This is a genomic window from Actinoplanes sp. NPDC048967 (assembly GCF_040649415.1).
Lineage (GTDB): Bacteria > Actinomycetota > Actinomycetes > Mycobacteriales > Micromonosporaceae > Actinoplanes.
This window is the reverse complement of sequence record NZ_JBEZFL010000022.1, coordinates 1-1,451: the sequence shown is the minus strand read 5'-3', so window position 1 is coordinate 1,451 and position 1,451 is coordinate 1. Positions and strand designations below refer to the sequence as shown.

The window sequence follows — 1,451 nt, the reverse complement described above, 5'->3', positions numbered from 1 at the left end:
CATGAGGCTGAGACGTGATGCCGAGCCGATTCAGGTGAAGTCAGTGATCCTATGCTGCCGAGAAAAGCCTCTAGCGATGTTCCGAGCGGCCCGTACCCCAAACCGACACAGGTGGTCAGGTAGAGAATACCGAGGCGACGGGCGAACTGTGGTTAAGGAACTCGGCAAATTGCCCCCGTAACTTAGGGAGAAGGGGGGCCGGACGCGTGAAGCCCCTTGCGGGTGGAGCGTGGTATGGCCGCAGAGAGCAGGGGGAAGCGACTGTTTACTAAAAACACAGGTCCATGCCAAGTCGTAAGACGATGTATATGGACTGACGCCTGCCCGGTGCTGGAACGTTAAGGGGACCTGTTAGCCCGTAAGGGCGAGGCGGAGAACTTAAGCGCCAGTAAACGGCGGTGGTAACTATAACCATCCTAAGGTAGCGAAATTCCTTGTCGGGTAAGTTCCGACCTGCACGAATGGCGTAACGACTTCCCCACTGTCTCAACCACAGGCCCGGCGAAATTGCAGTACGAGTAAAGATGCTCGTTACGCGCGGCAGGACGGAAAGACCCCGGGACCTTTACTATAGCTTGACATTGGTATCCGAATGTAATTGTGTAGGATAGGTGGGAGCCTGTGAAGTCCGGACGCCAGTTCGGGTGGAGGCAATCTTGAAATACCACTCTGTTGGATTTGGGTATCTAACTTGCGGCCCTGATCGGGTCGAGGGACAGTGTCTGGTGGGTAGTTTAACTGGGGCGGTTGCCTCCTAAAAGGTAACGGAGGCGCCCAAAGGTTCCCTCAGCCTGGTTGGCAATCAGGTGTTGAGTGTAAGTACACAAGGGAGCTTGACTGTGAGACTGACAGGTCGAGCAGGGACGAAAGTCGGGACTAGTGATCCGGCACTTGCGAGTGGAAGCGGTGTCGCTCAACGGATAAAAGGTACCCCGGGGATAACAGGCTGATCTTCCCCAAGAGTCCATATCGACGGGATGGTTTGGCACCTCGATGTCGGCTCGTCGCATCCTGGGGCTGTAGCAGGTCCCAAGGGTTGGGCTGTTCGCCCATTAAAGCGGTACGCGAGCTGGGTTTAGAACGTCGTGAGACAGTTCGGTCCCTATCCGCCGTGCGCGTTGGATACTTGAGAAGGGCTGTCCCTAGTACGAGAGGACCGGGACGGACGAACCTCTGGTGTGCCAGTTGTCCCGCCAGGGGCACGGCTGGTTGGCTACGTTCGGAAGGGATAACCGCTGAAAGCATCTAAGCGGGAAGCTCGCTTCGAGATGAGGTATCCCACCACCTTGAGTGGGTAAGGCTCCCAGCTAGACGACTGGGTTGATAGGCCGGAGATGTAAGCCTAGTAATAGGTTCAGTCGACCGGTACTAATAGGCCGAGGGCTTAACTACACCAAACTTGATGTTCGACCGCGTCCACTGTGTGATTCACAGCAAACAACCACCCTGCC

1 rRNA gene (running past one end of the window) is annotated in these 1,451 nt (G+C 56.1%); it reads left to right on the top strand.

Annotated elements, in window-relative coordinates:
• Positions 1-1,392, top strand: a 23S ribosomal RNA gene (locus tag AB0C12_RS44035) (it extends 1,358 nt beyond the left edge of the window).
• Positions 1,393-1,451 lie beyond the last annotated feature (59 nt).